17 protein-coding genes are annotated in these 24,655 nt (G+C 61.3%); 6 read left to right on the forward strand and 11 right to left on the reverse strand.

Going from position 1 to position 24,655, the window contains the following annotated elements; genetic code table 11:
• Positions 1 to 160: 160 nt before the first annotated feature.
• Both ACOOEX_RS20055 and ribA read right to left on the reverse strand, forming a co-directional pair.
• The gene (locus ACOOEX_RS20055; RefSeq protein ID WP_420396479.1) at positions 161 to 655 is read right to left on the reverse strand and encodes a L,D-transpeptidase family protein; all 495 of its coding nucleotides are present in this window, start codon (positions 653 to 655) and stop codon (positions 161 to 163) included.
• The gene (ribA, locus tag ACOOEX_RS20060; protein ID WP_420398398.1) at positions 652 to 1,737 is read right to left on the reverse strand and encodes a GTP cyclohydrolase II; all 1,086 of its coding nucleotides are present in this window, start codon (positions 1,735 to 1,737) and stop codon (positions 652 to 654) included. Before ribA ends, ACOOEX_RS20055 begins: the two co-directional genes overlap by 4 nt.
• 167 nt (positions 1,738 to 1,904) lie before the next feature.
• Between ribA and ACOOEX_RS20065 the strand changes: the two genes are divergently transcribed.
• Positions 1,905 to 2,591, forward strand: a complete 687-nt coding sequence (locus ACOOEX_RS20065; RefSeq protein WP_071691756.1) for a response regulator transcription factor — start codon at positions 1,905 to 1,907, stop codon at positions 2,589 to 2,591.
• Between the two features lie 330 nt (positions 2,592 to 2,921).
• Entirely contained in the window at positions 2,922 to 5,660 is a 2,739-nt protein-coding gene (locus tag ACOOEX_RS20070) for an FG-GAP-like repeat-containing protein (protein WP_420396480.1), read from the forward strand.
• 20 nt (positions 5,661 to 5,680) lie between these two features.
• On the opposite strand, the gene ACOOEX_RS20075 is transcribed toward ACOOEX_RS20070, so the two are convergent.
• The 8 genes from ACOOEX_RS20075 to ACOOEX_RS20110 form a co-directional block, all read right to left on the reverse strand.
• Entirely contained in the window at positions 5,681 to 6,409 is a 729-nt protein-coding gene (locus ACOOEX_RS20075) for a sulfotransferase (RefSeq protein WP_420396481.1), read from the reverse strand.
• On the reverse strand, positions 6,406 to 7,191 hold the full coding sequence (locus tag ACOOEX_RS20080; RefSeq protein WP_420396482.1) for an FkbM family methyltransferase: 786 nt from the start codon (positions 7,189 to 7,191) through the stop codon (positions 6,406 to 6,408). Before ACOOEX_RS20080 ends, ACOOEX_RS20075 begins: the two co-directional genes overlap by 4 nt.
• On the reverse strand, positions 7,184 to 9,820 hold the full coding sequence (locus tag ACOOEX_RS20085; protein WP_420396483.1) for a glycosyltransferase: 2,637 nt from the start codon (positions 9,818 to 9,820) through the stop codon (positions 7,184 to 7,186). The genes ACOOEX_RS20080 and ACOOEX_RS20085 overlap by 8 nt, the downstream gene beginning before the upstream one ends.
• A gap of 4 nt (positions 9,821 to 9,824) precedes the next feature.
• A complete protein-coding gene (locus tag ACOOEX_RS20090) occupies positions 9,825 to 11,285 on the reverse strand; it encodes a DUF6212 domain-containing protein (protein ID WP_420396484.1) in 1,461 nt (486 codons plus the stop codon).
• A 104-nt stretch (positions 11,286 to 11,389) separates the two neighbouring features.
• Positions 11,390 to 14,422, reverse strand: coding sequence for an Ig-like domain-containing protein (locus tag ACOOEX_RS20095; protein ID WP_420396485.1), 3,033 nt, complete (start codon positions 14,420 to 14,422; stop codon positions 11,390 to 11,392).
• 790 nt (positions 14,423 to 15,212) lie between these two features.
• Positions 15,213 to 16,955 (reverse strand): FG-GAP-like repeat-containing protein, encoded by a 1,743-nt coding sequence (locus ACOOEX_RS20100; protein WP_420396486.1) that lies wholly within the window; start codon positions 16,953 to 16,955, stop codon positions 15,213 to 15,215.
• A 237-nt stretch (positions 16,956 to 17,192) separates the two neighbouring features.
• A complete protein-coding gene (gene serB / locus ACOOEX_RS20105) occupies positions 17,193 to 18,065 on the reverse strand; it encodes a phosphoserine phosphatase SerB (protein WP_420396487.1) in 873 nt (290 codons plus the stop codon).
• Positions 18,066 to 18,130: 65 nt separating this feature from the next.
• A complete protein-coding gene (locus tag ACOOEX_RS20110; protein WP_420396488.1) occupies positions 18,131 to 18,979 on the reverse strand; it encodes a c-type cytochrome in 849 nt (282 codons plus the stop codon).
• 262 nt (positions 18,980 to 19,241) lie between these two features.
• Here ACOOEX_RS20110 and ACOOEX_RS20115 point away from each other — a divergent pair, with 262 nt between their 5' ends.
• The 4 genes from ACOOEX_RS20115 (at position 19,242) to ACOOEX_RS20130 (ending at position 23,875) form a co-directional block, all read left to right on the forward strand.
• On the forward strand, positions 19,242 to 20,396 hold the full coding sequence (locus ACOOEX_RS20115) for a phosphoserine transaminase (RefSeq protein WP_420396489.1): 1,155 nt from the start codon (positions 19,242 to 19,244) through the stop codon (positions 20,394 to 20,396).
• A 99-nt stretch (positions 20,397 to 20,495) separates the two neighbouring features.
• Positions 20,496 to 22,091, forward strand: a complete 1,596-nt coding sequence (serA, locus tag ACOOEX_RS20120; RefSeq protein ID WP_420396490.1) for a phosphoglycerate dehydrogenase — start codon at positions 20,496 to 20,498, stop codon at positions 22,089 to 22,091.
• 94 nt (positions 22,092 to 22,185) lie between these two features.
• Positions 22,186 to 22,632: a MarR family winged helix-turn-helix transcriptional regulator gene (locus ACOOEX_RS20125; protein ID WP_420396491.1), complete on the forward strand. Its 447-nt coding sequence runs from the start codon at positions 22,186 to 22,188 to the stop codon at positions 22,630 to 22,632.
• A gap of 67 nt (positions 22,633 to 22,699) precedes the next feature.
• Entirely contained in the window at positions 22,700 to 23,875 is a 1,176-nt protein-coding gene (locus tag ACOOEX_RS20130; RefSeq protein WP_420396492.1) for an acetyl-CoA C-acyltransferase family protein, read from the forward strand.
• Between the two features lie 118 nt (positions 23,876 to 23,993).
• Here ACOOEX_RS20130 and ACOOEX_RS20135 read toward each other — a convergent pair whose 3' ends face one another.
• Positions 23,994 to 24,374: a hypothetical protein gene (locus tag ACOOEX_RS20135; protein ID WP_420396493.1), complete on the reverse strand. Its 381-nt coding sequence runs from the start codon at positions 24,372 to 24,374 to the stop codon at positions 23,994 to 23,996.
• Positions 24,375 to 24,655: the final 281 nt, after the last annotated feature.

Consider the following 24,655-nt stretch of genomic DNA (forward strand, 5'->3'; position numbering starts at 1 on the left):
GCGTCGACCGGGGGGCGACCCTCGTCAGGCTCCTCCGGAGCCCTCCTCGGGCCGCATTGCCATGGACAGTCGGCCCCGGCTGGTCTGCGGTTTCGCCGGGGGGTGCGGCTTTGGGGTCGAGATGCCTCCGACGGAGGTTTTTTTACCAAGATGAAAGGGTCTAGTCCACGATCAGGCGGCTGCCTTGTGCCAGCTTGCGGGTGAGCCAGAGGAGGTCGCCCGGTGCCATGGCGACGCAGCCTTCGGTGGGGTGGCCGGGCTTGCGCCAGCGATGCAGGAAGATGGCGGAACCGCGCCCCGGATTGGCGACAGGCCAGTTCCAGTCCGTCAACAGGATGAGATCGTACAGGCGGTCGGCGCGCGACAGCCGTTCGTGGCTGCCGCAATAGGGGGCGCGGACTTTCAGGTTGTAGTCCGGGCAACCCGGGTCGTCGGACCACAGATCGCCTGGCCCGATCGGCCTTGCCCAGCCTACCGGGCGCGGGATTCGGTCGGGGCGGTAAAGGCAGCCCACGATCCTGTGGATGCCGTGCGGGGTGGCGCCGTCGCCTTCGCGCTTGTCCGACCGTATGCCGCCCTTGCCGATGGAGCAGGGAATCACGCGGCCCTGAAAGCGTAGCCCCATGGGGGTGAGGACCATATCCTGCGGGGTCACAGCAGGTGGCCCGATTTCTTCGCCTTCACGTCAAGGTAGTGGGCGTTGTGTCGGTTCGTCGGGGTGATCAGCGGCACCCGTTCAGACACCTCGATTCCTTCATCTTCCATCATCGCCACCTTGCGGGGGTTGTTGGTCATCAGCCGCACGGCGGAAAAGCCCATGCGGCGCAGGATATCGGCACCGAGGCGAAAGTCGCGTTCATCATCTTCGAAGCCGAGCCGGTGGTTTGCCTCGACCGTATCGAATCCCTGATCCTGCAGGGAATAGGCGCGCATCTTGTTGGCGAGCCCTATCCCGCGCCCTTCCTGATTGAGGTAGAGCAGCACGCCTGCCCCCGCTGTTCCCATCTCTGCAAGAGCGGTTCGCAGTTGCGGGCCACAGTCGCATTTCAGTGAACCGAGCACATCGCCGGTGAAGCAGGCGGAATGCAGCCGGGCCAGAACCGGGGCATCACGGTCGGGGCGGCCGATCTCGATTGCGTAGTGTTCGGTCCCGCCATTATCGGGGCGGAAGATATGCAGGCGACCGGCGTCAGCGGCCTCGATCGGCAAGCGGGCGGCCGCAACCGGGTTCAGGGCGTGGTGGCGCAACAGATCCTGATGTGTGGCGTCCGGATGCAGGCGGGTCAGATGATGATCGGCGGCGAATGCCTTTGCATTGACGATCGGCACGATGATCGCCGCAGGCAGAAGCTGCGCGGATTTGATCAGGGCAATGGCGAGGCGATGAAGCCCTGCCACCCCCTCGCGCCGGGTCAATAGCGGGCCTTTCATCGGCACACGCAAATCGTCGGCGGGATCTGCAACTGCCCGCACCCAGGACGCGGTGGCATCGTCGGGGACCACAACGCGCGCCAGGTCGCCATCATAGGCCCGCGCCTTCAGCGTTTCCGCGCGCCGGTCGGTGATCGCGAGGTCCAGCTCGCCAAAGCCCCGGATCGCCGAAAGCCGGGCATCGGTCAGTGTTTCTGCCGCCAGAAGGGCAATGCCATCGCCGTTCCCCAGAACGACAGGCAAGCCGACGCGCAGATCGGCGCGGGCGCGGGCGGCAAGCTCGGACGGGGTGGGCAGAAGCGGCATCGCATGGTCCTGAATGACGGGTGTCTTCCCCATGTAGACTGCCCTGTAGCGTTTTGAAACATTTGCTCGCTGTCTGACACGGCTGCGTGAGAAGTTTTTCGATGCACTTGTCAGACGGGTGATTGCACGACATGTGCAGAGAAGAACAAGCAACGGGAGCCACCAAAATGGCCAATCTCAAGAAAATCCTGCTGGTGGATGACGACGAGGATCTGCGCGAGGCACTGGCCGAACAGCTGATCATGACCGAAGATTTCGACGTGTTCGAGGCCGGCAACGGGTCCGAAGGCCTGCAGAAGGCCAAGGAAGCGATCTATGATCTGGTAATCCTGGACGTGGGTCTGCCCGACACCGATGGTCGCGAACTGTGCCGCCTGATGCGCAAGCAGGGCGTGAAATGCCCGGTTCTGATGCTGACTGGCCATGACAGTGACGCCGATACCATCCTTGGCCTTGATGCGGGGGCGAATGACTATGTCACGAAGCCCTTCAAGTTTCCGGTGCTTCTGGCCCGCATTCGCGCGCAACTGCGCCAGCATGAACAATCGGAAGATGCCGTATTCCAGCTTGGGCCATACACGTTCAAGCCCGCCATGAAGATGCTGGAAACGGAGGATATGAAGAAAATCCGGTTGACCGAAAAGGAAACGAATATCCTCAAATACCTTTATCGCGCCCAGGATGGTGTGGTGGCGCGTGATGTGCTGTTGCACGAGGTCTGGGGTTACAACGCCGGGGTGACCACCCATACGCTGGAAACGCATATCTACCGCCTGCGCCAGAAGATCGAGCCCGACCCCTCGAATGCGCGCATTTTGGTCACAGAAAGCGGCGGATATCGTCTTTTGGCGTGAAATAACCACTAAATGTTGACTAATTGATATTATCAACCGATAGTTGACAGAAGGTGAACAACACCTACCTCCCTGTTGGACTGGCCCGGCCAAGAGCCGGGCTTTTTTCGTCTGGTGGCCAATGCGCGCATTGATCGACGGACTGACCGGGGCGGAATGAGGCTAATCTATTGTTTCTTTTCTTGAAACGCATTGCTTCGACGATCTGGCCGACATTTTTCAAAAGAAGCGGTTAACCTTCTTCGAGGCAATGAAAACGCCGTCTTAACCATCGCATGAGTACCTCTGTTGTCATCGTCCGCATTGTTCCGGGCGGAAGAGGAATTGTTCTTGGGGCTGCACTCTGCTGCGACATGGCTGTCGCCCGGGGCGCAGGTCGCCACGATGGTTGCCTTCTGGCCCGAAAGAGGAATTGCCATGCCGCCGCTTGAACCGATCTTTCCGCTCGGCGATGTCGAAGACATTTCAGGCAGCTTCGAGTTGCAGGTGGTCGCCCGCTTTGACGATCTGACCGGCGGGTATTGGCAACGGCTGATTGATATCGGGTCCGGGGCGGGTGGCAATAACATCCTGCTGACACAGGTCGAGAATACCGGCGACATCATGTTCGTCCTCTATCAGGACGGCACCACCTATTCAGTGATCGCACCGGGCGCGATCCTTGAGGGGGAAACCGCCACCTGGACCGTTGGAATAGATCAGGACGGCCTGATGTGGCTTGACCGGGACGGTGTGCGGTTGGGGCAGACTCAGGCGGTTGTGCCGGATGACAGCCTGCGCCCGAATGAACTGTTGGGCCAATCCAACTGGGCGGACGATTCGCCCATGATCGGGGCAATCCTTGGGGTCGATATCACCAACGTGGGCGATGTGGTGGATGGCGGTCGCCTCAACATCCCCGAGGACATCAATGGGGCCTTCCAGGTCGATGCCGTTGTTCGGTTCGATGATCTGCGGGCTGGTGAAGATCAGACGGTGTTCACCTATGCCAATGCCGATAGCGGATCGGCAATACGATTGTTCCGGGTCGCGGACAGCAACGATATCCGTTTCGAGATCGTGGAGGACGGGCAGGTCTACAGTGTCACGGCTCCGGACGCGATTTCAGAAGGCGCATGGGCCATGTGGTCCGTTGGGGCCGATGCAGATGGCACGATCTGGATCGAGAGAGACTCCGTCCGCTTGGTGGACGCAGCGGGGACCGTCCCGACCGGCTTTCTTGCAGAACATGCAACGATCGGTGCCATGGGCTCTGCCGGGGATGGTAGACTGAATGGGGTGGTTCTGGATCTGACGGTGTCCACGCCACAGGATGGCACGGGTGGCGCCGACCCGGTCGATCCGGTCGTGGGAGTCGGAGACATGATCTTCGTCGCCCATCAGGATGACGATCTGCTGTTCATGAACCCGACCATAGACCGGCTGATCGACGGGCCCGAACCGGTCAGCGTCGTCTATCTGACGGCGGGCGATGCCGGGCTGGACGCAGGGTATTGGGGCGCAAGGGAAGAAGGTGTACGTACGGCCTATGGGCAGATGGCCGGGGCGAATGATTGGGTGGACGAAACCGTTACCCTGGCTGTCGGCAATAGCCAGTTCGAGGTCGCGAGTTCCTACCTTGCCAGCCAGCCCGACATTCGGCTCTATTTCCTGCGCCTTCCCGATGGATTCAGCCGGGGTGAAGGGTCAGAGGTCAACAGTTTCGAAAGCCTTGAACAGCTTTGGGACGGAGACATCGCAACGATCACGGCCGTGGACGGAAGCGCGACTTACACGCAAGCGGACCTTGTCGGGCTGTTGTCGGTGCTTCTCGATCAGCATCAGCCTGATCACATACACCTTCAGGATCACACGACTGACTATGCGGATATCGAGCATTCCGACCACCTGCACTCCGCCGAATTCGTCACAGCGGCGCTTAGCAGCTACGCAGGAGATCTGACCGTCACAGGCTATGTGGGCTATGCCAGCTGGGGGTTGGACGAAAACCTGACGGCCGAGGAAGAGGCACTGGTTCGGGAATTCTTCGCCCAGTATTCTGCCTACGACCCCAATGTGTTGGGCAGCGACGGGGCGTTTCTGGAGGCCTACGAGGAATGGGTCCAGCGGGAATACATCGCCTATGAATACACGCTGTCCGGCACAGGCGGCGGCGGACCTTCGGGGGTCACCAACTCTTTGTCAGACCTCACGGGCGACGGCACCTCCGACATTCTCTGGCGCAACGGCACGACGGGCCAGTACGGCATGTTCGACATGGCGGGTGGCACACCCACCTGGAGCGTTCTGGGGGGCGAGAGCACCGCCTGGCAGATCGGCGGGCTCGGGGATTTCGACGGGGACGGCACGGACGATATCCTCTGGCGCAACGATACCTCCGGCGGCATCGGCTTTTCCGCCATGGGCACCGGCAGCCCGGTCTGGAACGCGCTCGGCACCGCCGGGGCGGAATGGCAGATCATGGGCGTCGGCGATTTCAACGGGGATGGCACCGACGATATTCTCTGGCAGAACAGCAACAATGGCGGCGTCGGCATGTTCGCCATGTCGGGCGGGTCCGCGACCTGGCAGACGATCGGCGGATCCTCTGCGCCGTGGGAGATCGTGGCCACCGGCGACATCACCGGCGACGGGATCGACGACATCATCTGGCGGAACGCGACGACCGGCCAGGTGGGCCAGTTCGAGATGTCCTCGGCGGGCACGCCCACGAGGAGCGTCGTCGCCAATGTCTCCAACGACTGGCGGCTGGTGGGGACCGGGGATCTCGATGGCGACGGGACGGACGATTTGCTGTGGCGACATGAGAGCTCGGGCGCTGTGGGCTACTACGCCATGGGCTCGGGCAGCCCTGTCTGGCAGGGCCTTGGGCAAGCCAGCTTCGACTGGGACATCGTGGGCGTGGGCGACTACAATGGCGACGGCACGGACGATATCCTGTGGCGGAACGTTAATACCGGCACGGTCGGCATGTACGACATGGATGGCGGGCCAAGCTGGCAGACCATCGGCCAGGCCGCGCTGGCATGGGACGTCGAGGGGCAGTTCGTGGATGAGTTTGTGTTCTGAACGGTGCCCGATCAAGGTCGCTATTCGGTGACCCATCCGGGTTGTCCGAGACTGCTCAGTTCCGCCCGGATTGCCGCGTGATCCGATTGCTGGAAGCGCGCCAGAATGTCGGTGCCATGCAGGCGGCGTTTCTGCGGATCAAGCGGCTGTCTTTGAACCCCAAGGAAATCCTGAACGCCATCGAACCCGTCTTGCACCAGGCTTGAAAAGGAAATGTTCAGCGTCGGACCGGTTGCCTGACTGCGATAATAGTCAAATGTCTCGGTTTGGAATGCGATGAAATTACGGAAAGCCCTGGCGTCGAAAACCAGCGGCGCGGATTCCAGCTTCTTTCCGCCTGACTCAGCGCTGAGGTTCCAGATGCCTGTCTGGTGGGCCAACAGCGTTGAAGAATACTGAGAGAGCTTGTTGCGGCGTTCGAGGATGATCTTCGATACTGACCCATCGGCAAGCAGCCGTGCGCATTCGTCGGGCTCCTGAATGCGCCACATCTTGAATCCGACGGCCTTCGCATCGGGCTGATCAAACACTTGGTCGAGAAACGCCGCCTTTTCCGCGCGCAGCTTGAGCAACGTGTCATTGCTCAACTTCGCCATGGTGCCCCGGAAATGCCACGCCGGGTCCGGATGGAACACTTCGCCATGGCACGTGATCTCGGGATGGCTGTTTAGCGTTTCGGTCAACAGAGAGGTTCCCGACCGGGCCTCGCTGAGAATGACGAAGCGGGTAGAATCAGTCGAACTTGTCACGCCGTTGTCTCCAGGCTGGCTTGTGTTGTGGCGTGGAAATCGATCCAGCCATGGGCAAGCATTCCATCCTTGAGCTGCAATTTCCGGAACATCTGGAACCGGTCGAGGCATTCTTCCGCATCGATCCACTTCTCGGGCGGCAGTTCCTTCCCGAATAGCCCGCTCATATGGCCGTTGAACTTTGCATCCGCAAACTGCCCTTCTCGCGCGGGTTCCACCGGGCGGACCATGTTGTGCAGCGCCTGGTTTACAATCTGGAACCGGTCATAGCCCGCCGCGCGCAGAAAGCAGATGGTATCTGCCGACATGGCCTCTACCGAAACGAAATCCGGGCGCCGTGCGTCGGTTGCCAACTGTTGTGTAAACAGGTCATCCACGCCTTCCATGTCGCACTTGATGTAGCGCGGCACACCATAGCGGTCAAAGAGACCCGCCAATGTCACGGTCTCAACCTGTATTTCCTCTGATTCATGGCCGCCTTTTTCGGCCCATCCCTTTTTGACGCTGCTCCAGTCGTCCTTGACCGGATTGACGTGAAAAGCGATCTGGTGATCCTCTGTATCCCAGAAGGCGCGGTTCACGATCGCAAGGCGACCATCGGCCACTTCGGTTGGAAACCTCTCCTGCGCGCGTTTGCACATTTCAGGGTTCGCTTCCAGCGCAACAACCGAAAAGCCCTTGCGAAGATAGAAATCGGTATCAAGAGCCCAGTGCATGCCGAGGTCGTAAATCAGATCCGAACGGGGCTCGTGGCTCATGCTAGCTGTCGTCATTTCAATCATCCTTCAAGGGATCTGTTGGCTCGGGCTGCGTTGGCTGTTCCAACGCGTCAGAGAGCGCCTGTGTCGCCGTCTGCCATGTACGAGAAAGCATGTCTTCAAAACCGGAAGCCGACATGGCGCGCAAACGGTCGCGATCGTCGGACAGAAGCTCAAGCGCATCCAGCGCCGGGGTAATATCTTCGCTGTCGGGAAACAGAATGCCGGACTTGCCGTCTCGCACAACCTCTGAGATGGCGCCGACATCCGTCGAGATGACCACCGCGCCAGAACGCATGGCCTCCAGCACCGTTAGCGGCAACCCCTCGTAGCGGGACAGCATTACAACGACGTCCGCCCAGTCATAGGCGGCGGCAAGGTCCGCGGGATCGGACAGGGGGGCCTCTGGTGAGATGACAAGGTTACCGCTTGTCAGGCTTCGGTTGTCCCCCATGACCGAACTTCCAATGACACGCCAGTCCACCGGCAAGCGACGGGACTTGCTGGCGCGGATCAGTGCGTCCAGCCGATCGACGCCTTTCTGACGGTCCAGCCGACCGATGAAAAGCGCCCTGAGCGGTTGATCCGCAGGGCGGTCACGACGCCGGGCAAGGGCATCAGATGCCAGCGCGGAATTTGGCAGGTCAAAGCCTGGTGCATTCGGAACGGTCACGATCTTCTGACGCGGAACGCCCATGCCGCGCAACCAGCTGGCCATCGCTTCGGAGCAAGGGGCAAACAGATCAAAGGCGTGCTCATAAGCAAGACCCACATGCGTGTTCCCGGTGGGGCGTCCAAAGCGGGTCAGGTCATGGACATGCAACGAGTTGACGGTGCGAACACCCAGTCGCCGAAGCTGCCCCATTGTCCCGGCCACCGCGCCACCATGGAAATTGATCACGCAGTCGAGCCAGTGAAGCATGCTGAGGACTTTGTCGTGATTACCCGACACGGCCCAGCTTGATATCGGGCTGCCCAGGAAATTCTGCGGCCCGTCCCCGCCAAGACGGAAGTCGGGGTCGGACAGGAACCCAACGCTATCGAATGCGTCCTGCCAGTCGGGCAGGATCTTGATCGACCCGGTATCAAGCAGCATGGCATGAGTAGACCAGCCGCGTGCCCGCATCGCTTTTGCGATATTGTAAGCGACCCGTTCGACGCCCGCGAATTCCGCCATCGGCAGCAGGAAGCCCATGTTGCGCGATGTATCTCGCGTTACACGCGGAAATACCGGCTGACCTGAGAACCGCTTTCGGGGGATCCTGTATTCGAGATTGCGCATCGTCGCGCCGTTGCTGCGCCACTGCCACTCCTGCCCAAGCGCTGCGCGGTAAGGTGATGCGCGCAAAGAGTGGATCAGCTGGACAAGGCTGCTGGTGGCGTCGCGATGCAGGCGGTCCGTGTCGGCGACGGAGGCGGGAAGAAACAGCTCGCTCTGGGCAATCCTGGGCTTGGGATGCGCACTGAGGACCGTGTCGATCCAGTCGGAAACCGTATCGCGCAGCACCTCGGCAAGCAATTTCGGGGAAATGGCAGCAACAGCTGCTTGGCGAATTCGGCTCTTGTCCTCGGTAGCCGATATATCAGCTATTTCAACGCGCCCCGGTGTGCCCTGGGAAATATGAAGCCCGGCAACATGCGCGGATTCCAATTGGCCTTCCAGCTTCCACAAGGCCCAGTGCAAAAGACCGGACGATCTGAGGCAGGCCAGAACCGCACTGTGCATGACCACTGTGAAGGGCGGTGCCGAGTTTGCACCGGGAAGAACCTGAGATTGCCATACCTGCCGGATATGAGTTTCGATATCCACAATGCGCAAAGAGCCGTCATCCGGATCGACACAATGCAGCAGTTCGGCCCGGTCGGGCATGTAGATCGCGTATCGCGGTGCCTCCTCGGCTTCCAGTCGCACCAGTTCACGCGGCGCAAACAACAGCTTGTGCTTCTGCGCCATATCCCCCTGCAACTGGGCCGCTTCGCGGTCGGCCTCCATCAGCATGCTTTCGGGGCGCTTCCGGTAACGGAAGCCAAAGTCCTCCAGATACTTTCCCCGGAACCCGGAGCGCGCCGCCGACAGGAAGAAATCCCAATCCTCCCAGCCGAGCCGAAAGCTCTGATCGAAGAATACCTCGTCTTCGAAGACCTTTCGCCTGACAAGACTGCCCGCCTCGCAGATGTTGATGGTCGAGTGCTGAAGAAGTGAATAGGGCCCGCTGTAGTCCCAAGCGCTGGGAAGGCCGAACATATCGATGCTGGGATATATCCAGTCTGCGTCCGGATCCGCGTCGAGCGTGGCCATGGCCCGTGCCATCGCCTGCGGTCGCAGCCGGTTGTCGGCGTCGAGAAAGTAGATCGCATCGACAGAGGGGTACCGGTCCAGCACTGTACGAATTCCGTGGTTGCGCGCGCTGGCGAGTCCACCATTCGGCTTGCGAAGATAAATCACGCGATGCGGATAGGCTCGGGCATAGGCCAGCCCGACTTCTTCCGTTTCGGGGTAGGGGCACCCGTCGTTGACCAGTGCCACAAGGATCGGAAACGGGGCTTCCTGCGCGAGGGCTGATTCCAGCGCCTCGGTAACCAGGCCGGAGTGGCGGAACACCGGAATGACGATCGCAACCCTCGGTGCAGCCGGTTCTGCTACGTCTCGCATCCTGCTAGAACCTGTCGCGGCACAGGGTGACAGACGAGAACGCCGCCCAGGCCCAGCTTGGTGGCAACTGGTGATCTGCCATGCGGGTAATCAGATAGAGATCCATTGCCGATCCTGCCGGTTCTTGCAGGAGCAGATGGATATGGCCTCTCTGGCCAGCAGACAGCCGGTACCATTCGGATTTTTGCGCACCGGGCGAGTCCAGCAAACTGTTCAGGGCGGGTGCCAACGCACTGCGTCTCCGGATAAAGGCACGCTTGTTGCCGGCAGGATCAATGCGCGCGGCGGTTGGGGCAACTGCAATCGCATATTCGATATCAGCACCTTGTTCGGACAGGCTGTGAATGCTGGCCGTGACCTCATTCACCCCTGCACCAACCGCATCGCAAAGCAATGCTGCTGCCAGATCACCCTGAACCGGATGGACCTGCAGAACATTCTGCTCTTCGAGATACTTCGTGTCGGTATTGTCCGGGTTGAGATTTCTGGCTGCCCTGAGCGCCGCTTCTGCCAATACCTTGACCCCCGCGCCATCGCTGGAATGGGGAGGGGTGCAACCGGGAATGTAAGTCCACAATTGCAGGGCAAGTACCCGGTCCTCAGTCTCAGATGGCTTGGCTTCTGATCCTTCGTGGAGCTGAAGGCAATAGCGCGGGTCCGGATGCCGCAGTGACCAATCAAGCTCCAGCGGTGCGGTGCCCGTCCATTCGAGGCGCAGTTGAAGCGTGGTATTGTCAGGTCCAAGCGCGACCTCCAGCGGCAATCGCAACCAGCCGGCGCTCAGATCGCCCTGATCGATGGACCATTCGGCAAGCGTCTCGCCTTTTTCCAGTGCGTGAAGCCCAATCAGGAGCTGGCCACCCGAACCGGCTGGGGTCCGCGCGACGTGCAAGCCAATATCAGAGATCCCGCTGCTTTCTCCTGGCAGCCGTTGATGCAGAACTGCACCCGCTGGCAAGGTCACCGGTTTTGTGTTCGAAGCCGGGGCAAGATCCCGGCGCAACTGCCTGTGATCGAGCTCTGCCTCCTGGACAAAACCTTCCAGCAATCCGAACGCGTTGCTCAACTCTTCGAAATCTGCCCTGAGATGTGCCAAGTCGCGCAGCAGCTCGACCTGGCGTTGCGCGGTCCTGAGCCGTTCCCGAAGCAATAAATCGACGATCTGGCTCAGCACCTTGGCCTGTCTCTGGTCGGGATGCGTGTCGCTCAGGTCGATCAGAAGCAAGGGCTCTGCCCCCAGTTCCGTGACGAACCGGGCGCAAAAGGTTTCCGCCTGCCGAAGGCCATCGGGCGAGGCCGCCAGAATGCAGAGCGCATTCTGCTGAAGATCGGAGAGGGGGACCTCGGATACCGAATGCCAATCGGTGACACGCCCCTGCGTGTCGCACCGCAAAAGCGGATACCCGAAATCGAAGACTTGAGCAAAGTCGTCACCCGGATCAGCAATGACGATGGCATTTTCCATGAGGCGAGCAACGGCTTTCTTGTTTCCCGCTTCCTTCTAGAGAAATCTATTGCCACCAACAAGGCTCAAGGGCGCAGGAAAATACGTCTCTGCTTTCAGATAGATCAGAACACGAACTCATCCACGAACTGCCCTTCGACGTCCCAGACGAAGCCAGCCTGGCCGATCGTCTGCCAGCTTGGCCCGCCATCCATGTCGTACATGCCGACCGTTCCGGTATTGACGTTCCGCCACAGGATATCGTCCGTGCCGTCGCCATTGTAGTCGCCCACGCCCACGATATCCCAGTCGAAACTGGCTTGCCCGAGGCCCTGCCATGTCGGCGTGCCGGAACCCATGGAGTAATAGCCCACGGCGCCCGAGCTTTCATGCCGCCACAGCAGGTCATCCGTGCCGTCGCCATCGAGATCGCCGGTCCCCACCAGCCGCCAGTCGTTGGAGACATTGGCCACCACGCTCCAGGTCGGGGTGCCCGCCGAGGACATCTCGAACTGGCCCACCTGGCCGGTCGTCGCGTTCCGCCAGATGATGTCGTCGATCCCGTCACCGGTGATGTCTCCCGTGGCCACGATCTCCCACGGGGCCGAGGAGCCGCCGATCGTCTGCCAACTGGCCGATCCGCCCGACATGGCGAACATGCCGACGCCGCCATTGTTGCTGTTCTGCCAGAGAATATCGTCGGTGCCATCGCCGTTGAAATCGCCCACGCCCATGATCTGCCAGGCCGCGCTGGCCGTGCCGAGCGCGTTCCAGACCGGGCTGCCGGTGCCCATGGCGGAAAAGCCGATGCCGCCGGAGGTATCGTTGCGCCAGAGGATATCGTCGGTGCCGTCCCCATCGAAATCCCCGAGCCCGCCGATCTGCCAGGCGGTGCTCTCGCCCCCCAGAACGCTCCAGGTCGGCGTGCCGCCCGCCATGTCGAACATGCCGTACTGGCCCGTCGTGCCGTTGCGCCAGAGGATATCGGAGGTGCCATCGCCGGTCAGGTCGCTGTCCACGTCGGTGGTGGAACTGACCCCATTCACGGTCACCGTTGCGACCGCCGATGACGTGCCGCCGTTGCCATCCGTCACTTCGTAGAGCACCTCAACGGTCGCGGACTGGCCGGTGGCGAGGTGCTGATAGGCCGTGCCCGGATCATAGGTGATCGAACTACCATCCGCCGCGATGCTGACCGTGCCGAGCCCCGATTGGATACTCGCCGATCCGACGGTCAGGGTGTCGGTCGTGTCCGGGTCGGTGTCATTGGCCAGCACGTCTATCAGAACCGCGTTGTCTTCGTCGGTGGTGGCGGTGTCGGCGACTGCCGTGGGCTGGTCATTGGCGCCCGTCACGGTCACCGTTGCGACCGCCGACGAGGTGCCGCCGTTGCCATCCGTCACCTCGTAGAGCACCTCAACGGTCGCGGACTGGCCGGTGGCGAGGTATTGATAGGCCGTGCCCGGATCATAGGTGATGGACCTGTCATCCGCCGCGATGCTGACCGTGCCGAGCCCGGATTGGATGCTGGCCGATCCGACGGTCAGGGTGTCGGTCGTGTCCGGGTCGGTGTCATTGGCCAGCACGTCGATCAGAACCGCGTTGTCTTCGTCGGTCGTTGCGGTGTCGGCGACTGCCGTGGGAGAGGTATTGATCCCCACCAGCCGCCCTTGAAGAACCGACGCATCGGTGATGCCGATCAGCGTCAGCGTGTCGCCGCCACCGAAATTGAAGAAGAGGTTGCCGTTCTGGACCTGAGCAATCGCAAGCAGTTGCGCCTGACCCCAGAACCACATGGTGGACATGTCGAGCAGATCGCCGTTGAAATCCTCGATCACATCGGCACCGCCGGTATATATGAACGTATCTATGCCCGACCCGCCATTCAGCGTGTCATTGCCGCCCCGTCCTGAAAGCGTGTCATTGCCCGCACCGGAGTCCAGACGATTGTTGTTGCCGTCTCCCCGCAGCTGATCCGCACCATTCCCCGAGATCAGGTTTTCGATGCTGAACAGCTGGTCATTGCCGAAATCGCCGGTGTTCTGCGAACCGCTGATGGCCAGATCGACCGTGGCGGACAGGGCAAAACTGGAATAGACCGCCGTGTCGGTGTCGCCGCCGCCAACCAGGGTATCGTCGCCTTCACCCCCTTCCAGAGTGTCGTCGCCGTTTTCCCCGAAAATCTGATCGCCGCCATCCCGGCCGATAAGCAGATTATCGAAATCATTGCCAATCAGCGTGTCGTTGTAGAAGCTGCCTTCGACGTTCTCCACATTGGAGATTGTGTCTGTGCCCTGGGAAGTTCCCTGCCCAACGCTGAAGCGTAAATCGACCAGCACAGCGTCGTCAGAGGAGGCATAAATGACGATATCTGTCCCGTCGCCGCCATCTATGTCGTCATTGCCGGTACCGCCATGCAGCCTGTCGTCGTCATTGCCGCCGCGCAGGGTGTCGTTGCCGCCCCAGCCCAACAGAACGTCGTTGCCGTCCCCGCCGCGCAGCACGTTGTTGCCATTCGCGCCGACGAGAACGTCGTTGCCGCTGTAGCCGTCAAACACATCCGGCAGGTCCTGGTCGGGGTCGTCGGGGTCGCGTTCCAGGTAATCGTTGACGCCGTTGGCGCCCTCGAACCATTCCCCGCTGGTTAGCTCTTCTAGATGGGAGACCAGCTCCTCAAGCTGGTTGCCACCAGAGCGGTCATAGTCAATGTCGACCACCGGGTCGATCGCCGGTGCAACCTGATCCTCCAAACCATACTGTTCGACAAAAGCCAGAAATCCAGCGGTGTCGACAATGTCGCCAACCTCTGGAACGATATCTAGAACGCTTCCAACACCCCCGACACTGATGCCAGTGATCGGCTCATGTACAAATTGAAGCAGTGTATTACTTGACTGCTGATCCGGAACCGTGGTGCCTGTCCGGAATTCCAGCGTAATCGTCCACGGCTGAGAACCTTCTACTTCTACAATGACGATCTCGATTCCCTGTTCCAACTCGTCGCGAAGCGGAGCCGGAATCGAATGAAGATCCGCGATCGTGCGCAGCAATTCGGATTCCAGCTCAGCCGAGTGGGCGCCGTCCTGAAAGATCTCCATCACTTGCAAACGCAGACCCGTCGCCGCGATCATCATCGGGGCCATAATCACCCGTTCCACCGCGGTTAAGCTCGTAAAGGACGCAACTTGCGCCAGCGCTAAACTGGAATACGTTATGGCATCATCGCGATTGCCCTGCTCTAATTGCGACTGCGCCACTTGCATGTTCGCAACCATAGTGGAAAGATGCGTGTCTATCGCTTCCTGCCGCACCTCTTCAAGACTGTCCGCCAGGGCGAGAGTGGCGTTCAGAAGTTCAGTCAATCGGTTGTTTACTGTATCAAGTGGGTCTCCGCTAGCGAGGCCGTCATAGATCTGATAGGCGTCCCAGGCTATACCCATAGCGTCCCACGGTTTAATACTTGGCATCGTTTCTTCCCCCGGTGTGCCGCCGTCACACCCTCAAACGCAAATCACCAGAACCGCAGGCAGCGTTTCAAAATGACGTCAGAGCACCTCTGCGCCTCGAAAATTCTGACATCCTGGGCAAATCAACCGGTCGCGAGCCGTGCGAGTAATCGGGTAAGATGGCCAAAACCCCTAAGTAACTTATAGGTTTTTTCACTTAACCTGCAAAGAAAACATTTTCGGTGGCGGATCACGCGCGTCCACGCGACGGGCGAGCCCCACCAAGACCGCTGCACGACGCATGGACCAATGAGGCTGGACCGGCCTCATTGCTTGGTGCGTTGGTCTGTAGGGGCAGCGGTTTGATCGGGACTATCTTGGAGGTGGCTTGACCGGACCGTTCCGAGTGCTGGCAGGACGGCGTCCCCACCTGGCCAGCGGACGGAAACGCCTTTGAAGGCAGCGGGAGGAGGCAAGCAATTGCGTCCTCGCCACGCCCCCCTCAGAACACGAACTCGTCCACGAACTGCCCCTCGACGTCCCAAGCCAGTGCGGCCTGGCCGATGGTCTGCCAGCTTGGCCCGCCATCCATGTCGTACATGCCGACCGTGCCGGTATTGACGTTCCGCCACAGGATGTCGTCCGTTCCGTCGCCATTGTAGTCGCCCACGCCCACGATATCCCAATCGAAACTGGCTTGCCCGAGGCCCTGCCAGACCGGCGAACCGGAACCCATGGCGTAGTAACCCACGGCGCCCGAGCTTTCATGCCGCCACAGCAGGTCATCCGTGCCGTCGCCATCGAGATCGCCGGTCCCCACCAGCCGCCAGTCGTTGGAGACATTGGCCACCACGCTCCAGGTCGGGGTGCCCGCCGAGGACATCTCGAACTGGCCCACCTGGCCGGTCGTCGCGTTCCGCCAGATGATGTCGTCGATCCCGTCACCGGTGATGTCTCCCGTGGCCACGATCTCCCACGGGGCCGAGGAGCCGCCGATCGTCTGCCAGCTGGCGGACCCACCCGACATGGCGAACATGCCCACGCCGCCATTGCTGCTGTTCTGCCAGAGAATATCGTCGGTGCCGTCGCCGTTGAAATCGCCGACGCCCATGATCTGCCAGGCCGCGCTGGCCGTCCCGAGCGCGTTCCAGACCGGGCTGCCGCTGCCCATGGCGGAAAAGCCGATGCCGCCGGAGGTATCGTTGCGCCAGAGGATATCGTCGGTTCCATCCCCGTCGAAATCGCCGAGCCCGCCGATCTGCCAGGCGGTGCTCTCGCCCCCCAGAACGCTCCAGGTCGGCGTGCCACCCGCCATGTCGAACATGCCGTACTGGCCCGTCGTGCCGTTGCGCCAGAGAATGTCGGAAGTGCCATCGCCGGTCACATCGCTTTCGGGGTCATGCTGGTTTGCGACCTCGATGCGCCCGTCCAGTGCAGAAACATCCGTGATACCGTTCAGCGTCAGCGTGTTGCCACCTCCGAAATCCAGAACAAGATTGCCGCTGACCACACTGGCCGCTGACAGCACCGAGGCCAAATTGCCGCTCAGGATTGGCGAGTCGATCTTCAGGAAATCGCCGGAGAAATCCTCGATCACATCCGCGCCGCCGGAATAGAGGAACGTATCCTCCCCTGCGCCGCCATTGAGCGTGTCGTTGCCGGACCCGCCATTGAGCGTGTCATTGCCGCCGTTTCCGTCAAGATCATCCGCGCCGCTGCCGCCATCGAACGCTTCGCCATCCGAGGTTCCGACGAAGGAATCATTCTGTGACACCGATGCCCCGGAAATGGCTGTCGGGTCGATCGCCTGGCCGGGCGCATATGGGGCTGGCGCGGTTTGGGCCGGTGTGGTTGGATTTATGGACGCAAAAAGGGCGTCGAACTCCGCCTGGTTGGTGGGAGCCGGTGCGCTGCCTTCCAGCAAGAAAACATAGTCGATATCCGTGCTGCTATCGAAGTGAGACAGGACAGTCACCGGCCCGGTGCTGAGATTGAGCTGATAGATATAGGTCTCGTCTTCGTCAGCCACGGGAATGGGAACGCCGCTGTTGAGAGAAAACTGGCTCGTGAAGGCCCCGTAGGAGCTCACGACATCCACTTCCGTGATGCCGAACAGATTTGTGACACCCTCCGGGACATCGGAATAAGACAGTGTGGCCCCTTCGGAAATCGTGAGTGTCAAGGATGCCGAGCCGACATAGGTTGTGGAATTGATGGCGAAACCCTGAAGAGTGACTGTCGACATTGAAATGCTCCAAATACTGGCCGTTCTATTGCCTCTGGACAGGATGAGGCCTTGTGCGAAATGTAGGGAAAATTGACTTCATGTCGAGTCTATTAACTATTGTTAACCAATTGGTTACAATCTGTTAGCAGAATGCCGGAATGGGCGCGATCTTCCGCTTTCCAGCTTCCAAAGCGCTCCGATCAACAGGTCGGTCACTGAAAATGAACCGCTGAAAAGCGCCAAGAGGCGCAGCAATCACGCGAAATCGCTGTCGGCATAGCCCTGCAGATAAAGCAGCGCCGTCAAGTCGCCGTGGTTCACGCGGATATCGCACTCCGCCTGCACGGACGGCTTCGCATGCAGCGCCACACCGGTGCCCGCCAGCCCCAGCATGCCGAGGTCATTGGCCCCATCGCCCACGGCGATCACGTCGGCGGGGGTGATGCCGATGCGGGTGGTGATGTCGTGCAGCGCCTGAACCTTGGCATCGCGCCCGAGGATCGGGCGGGCCACCTCCCCCGTCAGCTGGCCCGCCTCGGTCAGCAGCGTGTTGGCGCGGTTTTCGTCGAAGCCCAGATCGGCGGCGACCTGCGCGGTGAAGGCGGAAAAGCCGCCCGAGACCAGAGCGGCGTGGGCACCGTGGGTCTTCATCGTTGCCAGCAGCGCCTTGCCGCCGGGCATATGGGTGATGCGCGTTTCCAACACCTGGGTAATGACGGATTCGGGCAGGCCCTTCAGCAGACCGACGCGTTCGATGAGCGCGCCTTCGAAATCCAGCTCACCGTTCATGGCGCGCGCGGTGATGTCCTTCACGCGTTCCCCGACGCCCGCTTCATCGGCCAGTTCGTCGATGCATTCCTGCTGGATCATGGTGCTGTCCATGTCCGCGAGCAGCATCTTCTTGCGGCGGCCCTCTTCGAGCTGAACGACCAGGTCCACACCCTCGGCTTGCAGGCTCTCCCACACGTGCCAACGGTTCGACGGGATCTCGGCCAGGGCGAACTCGGCCGCCACATCCGGCGAGAGCCAAAGCGCGTCACCCCCGCCCCAGGCATTGCGGAGCGATTCGACCAGCGCGCCCTCCAGCCTGGGGGTTGCGGGATTGGTCAGAAGCGTGGCGATGTACATGGGCGGTCCCCCGTGGCCTGCGGTTGGACCGCATAAACCACGGGGGAGCGGGGATTTGAAGGGGCTCAGCCTGCGTCAGGAAGCGGCGGCAGGCTGCGCAGGTAGAGGATAATGGCGGCGAGGTCTTCGTCCGTCATGTTCGCGAGGAAGCCATAGGGCATCGGCGGGAACATGGGCGAGCCGTCGGGGCGCGTTCCTTGGGTTATCATCGCGGCGATGTCTTCGTCGCTGTAGCCCGCCAGCCCGTCTTCATGGCTGGTGAGGTTGGAGGCGACGGAGGTGCCCCAGGGCCCGTGGAATTCGAACCCGCCGCGACCAAGGTCAGTCTCGACCATCGGCCCCATGGGACCCAGCGGGGTATGGCATTCCATGCAGTGGGCAATCGGCCCCGCAAGGTATTCGCCATATTCCACCGTCACGCCTGCGGGGATGTCGGCCACGCTATCGACCGGTGGGCCATAGGCGGGCGGCAGGGGGATGTTGTAGGCGGATTGGCCGGGGTCATGGTCAACGGCTGGCACCGTACGCAGATAGGCCACGATGGCGGCAAGGTCGGTGTCGCTGAGGCCCCGGTAGAAGGTGAAGGGCATGGGCGGGCCGATGATGGACCCATCGGGGCGGATGCCCTCTCGGATCGCGCGGGCGAGCTCCGCGTCGCTCCACTGGCCCGAGGGTCCTGCCGGGGTGATATTGGGAGCAATGGCGGTGAACATGTCATTGGCTTCGACCAGCCGGCCGCCGAGTTCCTGCCCTTCGATAAATCCGGTTGGCCCCATGGGCGAATGGCAGTTGCCGCAGCCTGCCGGGCCAGTGACGAGATACGCGCCGCGCGCAACCAGATCATCCTGGTCGGCGATGGCCGGTGAAGACAACAGAACAGCCGCGACAATGGTCGCGCGGGTCAGTCGTGTCATTGAGTGTCCTCCTGTTGGTCGGTCCCCTTATGGCGTGGGGCCGAACCGCAACTTTAGCACGAATTCCCGGAGCGGAAGTAGAATCCTGCCCCCTGGGGTTGTTTTTCCTGGGTTTCCGATGGTGAACGTGACGGACGCAGAATTTTCCCGAAGCGACAGTTTTGACGAATTTTCCGACTTGTGCACCCCCGCGGCTGGCCGTAAATCCGTCGGTGGGACACCCCTCCCCAACGAGGGGCGTATATCTGGAAGGATACCAGCAATGGTGACGAATACCCCGGCAGCGCGCCCGGCCAATCCGCGCTTTTCCTCTGGCCCTTGTGCCAAACCCCCCACCTGGACTTTCGATGCTTTGAAGGACGCGCCCCTCGGTCGCAGCCACCGTGCCGCTATCGGCAAGGACAAGCTGAAGGCCGCCATCGAAGAAACGCGCGAGATCCTCGGCATTCCCGCAGAATACAAGATCGGCATCGTGCCCGCCTCCGATACAGGCGCTGTTGAAATGGCGCTGTGGTCGCTGTTGGGCGAACGCAAGGCGACCATGGTCGCCTGGGAAAGCTTTGGCTCCGGCTGGGTCACGGATGTGGTTAAGCAGCTGAAGATCGATGCGGATGTAAAGACCGCCGACTATGGCCAGATCGTTGATATGGCCACTTTGGATTATGACACCGACGTGGTGTTCACATGGAACGGCACGACATCGGGTGTACGTGTCGCCAATGGCGACGTGATCCCGGCGGACCGCGAGGGCCTGACCATCTGCGATGCGACCTCGGCCGCTTTTGCCATGGACCTGCCCTGGGACAAGCTGGATGTGACCACCTTCAGCTGGCAGAAGGTGATGGGTGGTGAGGCCGCGCATGGGATGCTGATCCTGTCGCCCCGCGCTATTGAGCGTCTGGAAAGCTACACCCCGGCCTGGCCGCTGCCCAAGATCTTCCGCCTGACCAAGGGCGGAAAGCTGATTGACGGGATCTTCACCGGCGCGACGATCAACACGCCGTCGATGCTGTGCGTAGAGGATTACCTTTTTGCGCTCGATTGGGCGCGTGAGGTCGGCGGATTGGAGGGGCTGATTGCCCGGTCCACCGCCAATGCGCAGGCGATCTGGGATTTCTGCGACCGGCATGACTGGATCGCCAACCTCGCCGAGGACCCGGAGACCCGGTCCAACACCAGCGTCTGCCTGAAGTTCACCGATGCGCGGATTACTGACGGGGCGAGTTTTGCCAAAGCCGTTGCCAAGCGGCTGGAGGCCGAGGGTATCGCGCTGGATATCGGTGCCTATCGCGATGCGCCTGCGGGCCTGCGCGTCTGGTGCGGGGCGACGGTGGAGGTCTCGGATATCGAGGCGATGCTGCCGTGGCTGGAATGGGCGTATCAAGCCGAGATCGCCGCACAGGCCGAAGCTGCTTGAGGTGCGGCGGGGTGAACCCCGCCCTACCCACATCCCGAACCAACTTCATCATGCGTAGGGCGGGGTTTACCCCGCCGCTCCACCAAAGGACCAATGACCATGGCCCCCAAAGTTCTCGTCTCCGACAAACTCTCGGAAACCGCTGTCCAGATCTTCCGTGATCGCGGCATCGAGGTCGATTTCGAACCCGCCCTTGGCAAGGACAAGGACGCGCTGCTTGCCAGGATCGGTGAGTATGACGGCCTTGCCATCCGTTCCGCCACCAAGGTGACGGAGAAGATCCTTGCCGCCGCCAACAACCTCAAGGTGATCGGTCGCGCCGGAATCGGCACCGACAATATCGACAAGCCCGCCGCGTCCAAGAAGGGCGTGATCGTGATGAACACCCCCTTCGGCAACATGATCACCACCGCCGAGCACGCGATCGCGATGATGTTCGCGGTGGCCCGCCAGATCCCCGAGGCCAGCGCCTCCACCCATGCGGGCAAGTGGGAGAAGTCGAAATTCATGGGGGTCGAACTGACCGGCAAGACGCTTGGCGTCATCGGCGCGGGCAATATCGGTGGCATCGTCTGCGACCGTGCGCGCGGCCTGAAGATGAAGGTCATCGCCTATGATCCGTTCCTGTCGGAAGAGAAAGCCGACAAGATGGGCGTGGAGAAGGTGGAACTTGAGGATCTGCTCAAACGCGCCGATTTCATCACGCTGCACGTGCCGCTGACCGACCAGACCCGGAATATCCTGTCGGCGGAAAATCTCGCCAAGACCAAGAAGGGCGTCCGCATCATCAACTGCGCACGTGGCGGTCTGGTGGATGAAACCGCGCTGGCGGAGCTGCTGAAATCGGGCCATGTCGCAGGCGCGGCTTTTGACGTGTTCGCAGAGGAACCGGCCACGGAAAACCCACTGTTCAACCTGCCGAACGTGGTCTGCACTCCGCATCTTGGCGCAGCGACGACCGAGGCGCAGGAAAACGTGGCGTTGCAGGTGGCCGAACAGATGGCCGATTATCTCCTGACCGGGGCCGTGCAGAACGCGCTGAACATGCCATCGGTCACGGCAGAGGAAGCCAAGGTCATGGGCCCTTGGCTGAAACTGGCGCAGCATCTGGGCAGCTTCGTGGGCCAGCTGACCGAGGAAGCCATCGACGAGATCCGCATCACCTATAACGGGGTGGCGGGCACGATGAACTTGGACGCGCTGAATTGCGGCGTGATCGCGGGGATCATGAAGGCGGTGAACCCGGATGTGAACATGGTTTCGGCCCCCGTCATCGCGCGCGAACGGGGCATCGAAATCTCGACCACCACGCAGGACAAGTCCGGTGCGTTCGAAGGCTATATCCGGCTGGAGGTCGTCACCCCGCACCGCACCCGGTCCATTGCGGGCACCGTGTTCTCGGATGGGAAGCCGCGCTTCATCCAGATCAAGGGCATCAATATCGACGCCGAGATCGGGGAGCATATGCTCTACACCACCAACGAGGATATCCCGGGCATCATCGGGACGCTCGGCCAGACCATGGGCGAAAACGGCGTGAACATTGCCAACTTTACCCTTGGCCGGTCCGGCGCGGGCAAGGATGCCATCGCGCTGCTCTATCTCGATGCGCAACCCCCTGCGGACGTGCTGGAGAAACTGCGCGCCACTGGAATGTTCCAGCAGGTCGCGCCGATGCAGTTCGATGCCGCCTGAAACTGTCGTGTCAGCCCGTCAAAGCCCCGGTCTCTGGCCGGGGTTTTTTCGTTCAGGCTTGCGGTTTGGGCCTGTTTCACTCCATCCTTCACACATGAGCACCAACACGCCTTTCGTCCTGGAAGACTTCCTGCCCTATCAGCTGGCCGTGGTGGCCGAGCGGGTCAGTGGCCAGTTTGCCCGCCACTACAAAGAAATGTTCGGCTTGTCGCGGTCGGAATGGCGGGTTCTGGCGCATCTGAGCCAACAGTCTGCCGTTTCGGTCCGCGAAATCTCGGCTCAGGCGGTGCTGGACAAGTCCAAGGTCAGCCGGGCCGTGTCGCGGCTGGAAGAGATGGGATATATCAGCAAGACGACCTCACCTGCTGACCGGCGGCTCGTCGTATTGGCGCTGACGGAAAGCGGCAGGGGAATCATCAATGCGCTGACGCCGATTGCCGAAAGCTATCAGACCGAGGTGCTGAAATCGCTCGCGCCGGATGCGGAAGGGTTTCAAAGCGCGCTGAAACGGCTCATGGCGGAACCGGCGCGACGCGGGTAAACAGCGTTCAGGGGAATTTGGCATATTGCTCGCCGGCTGGCGGGTTGAAGTCTTTGGAGGACTATTAATGACCGATATCGTGATCCTGTCCGGCGCCCGGACAGCCATCGGCACCTTTGGCGGATCTTTGGCCGCGACACCCCCGATCGAACTTGGCACCGTCGCCGCCAAGGCCGCACTTGAACGGGCCGGTGTGGACGGCAAACAGGTGGGCCATGTGGCCTTTGGCCATGTCATCAACACCGAACCGCGCGACATGTACCTGTCCCGCGTGGCGGCGATGCAGGCGGGTATTCCCGACACCACGCCCGCGATGAACGTGAACCGGCTGTGTGGCTCGGGCCTGCAGGCCATCGTTTCGGTGGCGCAGAACCTGATGCTTGGCGATGCGGAGTTCGGCCTTGCCGGCGGTGCCGAAAGCATGAGCCGCGGGCCCTATATCGTGCCTGCCATCCGGTGGGGCCAGAAGATGGGCGACATGTCCGGCACCGACATGATGGTCGGCGCGCTGAACTGCCCATTCGGCACCGGCCATATGGGTGTGACGGCGGAAAACGTCGCAGAAGAGCATGACATCACGCGCGAGCAGATGGATGCCTTTGCGGTCGAAAGCCAGAAGCGGGCCTTGGCCGCGATCGAGGCAGGCTATTTCAAGGAACAGATCGCCCCGGTCGAGGTGAAGGTGAAGCGCGACATGGTGCCCTTCGACACCGACGAACACCCCAAGGCCTCCACCATGGAAGCGCTGGCCGGGCTGCGGACGGTGTTCAAGAAGGATGGCCGCGTGACGGCGGGCAATGCCTCGGGCATCAATGACGGTGCCGGTGCGCTGGTTCTGGCCCGTGCCGATGCGGCAGAGGCTGCTGGCCTGAAGCCGCGCGCGCGGATCATCGGTTATGCCCATGCAGGCGTGCGCCCCGAGGTGATGGGCATCGGCCCTGTGCCCGCAGTTCAGAACCTGCTGGCGCGCACCGGTCTTTCGGTCACCGATTTCGACGTGATCGAATCGAACGAGGCCTTCGCGGCGCAGGCGCTGGCAGTGAACAAGGGTCTGGGGCTCGACCCCGCCAAGGTGAACCCCAATGGCGGCGCGATTGCGCTGGGCCACCCGGTGGGCGCCACAGGCGCAATCATCACGGTGAAGGCCCTGCACGAGCTGGAGCGCACCGGTGGCAGCAAGGCGCTGATCACCATGTGCATCGGCGGCGGTCAGGGCATCGCGATTGCCATCGAACGCATCTGATCCAGTAGTCAGGTCATGAAAAACCCCCGGTGCCGTATCGACATCGGGGGTTTTTTGTTGGAACCGGCGGGATGGGGAGAGGGGCACCCTGCCGGTTCCGGCCCGTGAGTGAAGGGCATCAGTCTTCGAAGCGCGATTCTTCGGCAAGCTGGGCGAAGATGCGGGCCGCGACCTCGTTGTGGCCAAAGCTCTGGGTCGAGATCACCTCGGTGCCGCTATTGGTGAGGTAGGCTGCGATGGCGTGATCATCATCTTCCTGGACCTGACGAACACGGGCGTCGAATGCAACCGAAGCGTCAACCGGACCTGCGCCGCCGTTCAGGATGAAGGCCACTTCTGCATGGTCGTTGTCGGACATGGCCTGGCTCAGCCGGACCAGTTCGGACGTGGAGTAGGTGCCGGGCTCAACACCCAGTGATGCGGCAAGGTTGTCGGACGCGAATGCCGCGGGGGCGGCAAGGGCGGTCACAAGGGCGGTGGCGAGTGCGATGGTTTTCATGGGTCTTTCCTTTCAAGTGTCGTTTGCAGTGCGTTTGCGGTTGAAGGCGTTGTGCCTCCGATGACACTCAACTTAGGAGCTTGAGTTTGGTGTTTCACCCAACGAAAGCGGGATAATTGCGTGAGGTTGGTGCGCATGTGCACATCGCCATCTGCGGGATCGCCCAGAGCGTCACTGTTGGTGACGGCTGTGTGATCTCGTGAAACTTATCGGCTGTTCAGCACGTTGGTTTTTCTGGGGAATGCTGTGCGACGCTTGCGAATGCCTGTGGCCAGCGAATC

It is taken from the genome of Nioella sp., assembly GCF_965215655.1.
Lineage (GTDB): Bacteria > Pseudomonadota > Alphaproteobacteria > Rhodobacterales > Rhodobacteraceae > Nioella.

Bases quoted from the DNA above. Each gene is read 5' to 3' on its own strand.
- ACOOEX_RS20130 (WP_420396492.1), top strand. From the start codon at position 22,700: ATGACCGATATCGTGATCCTGTCCGGCGCCCGGACAGCCATCGGCACC.
- ACOOEX_RS20110 (WP_420396488.1), bottom strand. From the start codon at position 18,979: ATGACACGACTGACCCGCGCGACCATTGTCGCGGCTGTTCTGTTGTCT.
- ACOOEX_RS20125 (WP_420396491.1), top strand. From the start codon at position 22,186: ATGAGCACCAACACGCCTTTCGTCCTGGAAGACTTCCTGCCCTATCAG.
- ACOOEX_RS20065 (WP_071691756.1), top strand. From the start codon at position 1,905: ATGGCCAATCTCAAGAAAATCCTGCTGGTGGATGACGACGAGGATCTG.
- ribA (WP_420398398.1), bottom strand. From the start codon at position 1,737: ATGCCGCTTCTGCCCACCCCGTCCGAGCTTGCCGCCCGCGCCCGCGCC.
- ACOOEX_RS20085 (WP_420396483.1), bottom strand. From the start codon at position 9,820: ATGCGAGACGTAGCAGAACCGGCTGCACCGAGGGTTGCGATCGTCATT.
- ACOOEX_RS20115 (WP_420396489.1), top strand. From the start codon at position 19,242: ATGGTGACGAATACCCCGGCAGCGCGCCCGGCCAATCCGCGCTTTTCC.
- ACOOEX_RS20090 (WP_420396484.1), bottom strand. From the start codon at position 11,285: ATGGAAAATGCCATCGTCATTGCTGATCCGGGTGACGACTTTGCTCAA.
- ACOOEX_RS20135 (WP_420396493.1), bottom strand. From the start codon at position 24,374: ATGAAAACCATCGCACTCGCCACCGCCCTTGTGACCGCCCTTGCCGCC.
- ACOOEX_RS20080 (WP_420396482.1), bottom strand. From the start codon at position 7,191: ATGATTGAAATGACGACAGCTAGCATGAGCCACGAGCCCCGTTCGGAT.
- serB (WP_420396487.1), bottom strand. From the start codon at position 18,065: ATGTACATCGCCACGCTTCTGACCAATCCCGCAACCCCCAGGCTGGAG.
- serA (WP_420396490.1), top strand. From the start codon at position 20,496: ATGGCCCCCAAAGTTCTCGTCTCCGACAAACTCTCGGAAACCGCTGTC.
- ACOOEX_RS20100 (WP_420396486.1), bottom strand. From the start codon at position 16,955: ATGTCGACAGTCACTCTTCAGGGTTTCGCCATCAATTCCACAACCTAT.